At 45.2% G+C, this 993-nt stretch carries 1 protein-coding gene; it reads left to right on the top strand.

Annotated elements, in window-relative coordinates; translation table 11 throughout:
• Positions 1-152: 152 nt before the first annotated feature.
• Positions 153-993 (top strand): hypothetical protein (locus E1189_RS01055; RefSeq protein ID WP_155158265.1); only part of this gene is annotated, 841 nt, incomplete at its 3' end.

The following is a 993-nucleotide window of genomic DNA, read 5'->3' as shown; positions in this document are numbered from 1 at the left end:
CAACTATTACTATGGGCTTCCCCCAACCCTCTTTGTCAACCGTTGCTATGGCTATTGCTCCTATGTCTCCCCCGAATGTGTCAAACTCTTCCAGTATGAATATGGAGGATGTTTCACAGGCGAGTATGTCCAGTGGAAGTTTAAGGGAGTCTGTGACTGTTTATTTATATCCTGCTGTACCATCCAAGGTGGATGGCAGGCCTCAAACAACAATTGGCAGTTTTAAAACAGCCACAATGGATGCAAAGTATTTTAGCGCATCTGATCTTGAAGGCGATATCGATGTGACGCTTCGCATATGGAGGGACTCTGTGCCCCATTATGACAGGTATCAGGAAATGCAGATGCTACAGCATATCCATCAGATATCTCTGGAATCTGCCCCGCCGGTGTTTGTTCCTATATCCCGGGGAACCCTTCAAAATGTTCATAGCCCATATACTGTACCAAACCGGAAGAATGGTGTTTATCTCTCATCCTTCAAAGGCAGCCTTCTCAATGCTGTGGTGTTGAACAGTGATTCCTCAGTATCACAAGAAATCGATATATTGATGGAGGTTATCGAGGGAATAAAGTGGCTTCATCAAAAGGGTATTACCTTGAGTAAGGTTGTGGGCACTTCTGTTTTATCTGGCTTACGGCCTGATGAGATTTTCCTGGATGAACGAATGAAACCTGTGGCGACCTCATGGCTCTATGCTCTGGATGGGCATTTAACCTCTCCAGTCTCTGTAATAATGCACGATCGGAGCATGCAGAGCTTAACACTGCAGCAACTGGATTTGCTTGAATATGCCCGTCTGGTCGTGGAAGTGATACATCATGGCGTCTCAAACAGTTATGAACAAGCTTGGAAGTGGGCATCATCAATGGTTAGGGGTGATGAGGAAATGGAAGGTTATGGCCAGAAAACCCAAGCCAAAAAGCAACTTTATGCTCTATCTAAGAGACTCTTACAGGAACCTTGGCATATGGATGCCGAAATAATCGCCT

Source organism: Parendozoicomonas verongulae (assembly GCF_009711465.1).
GTDB lineage: Bacteria > Pseudomonadota > Gammaproteobacteria > Pseudomonadales > Endozoicomonadaceae > Sansalvadorimonas > Sansalvadorimonas verongulae.
Note: the sequence above shows the minus strand (reverse complement) of the source record. Positions and strands in the feature narration are given on the sequence as shown.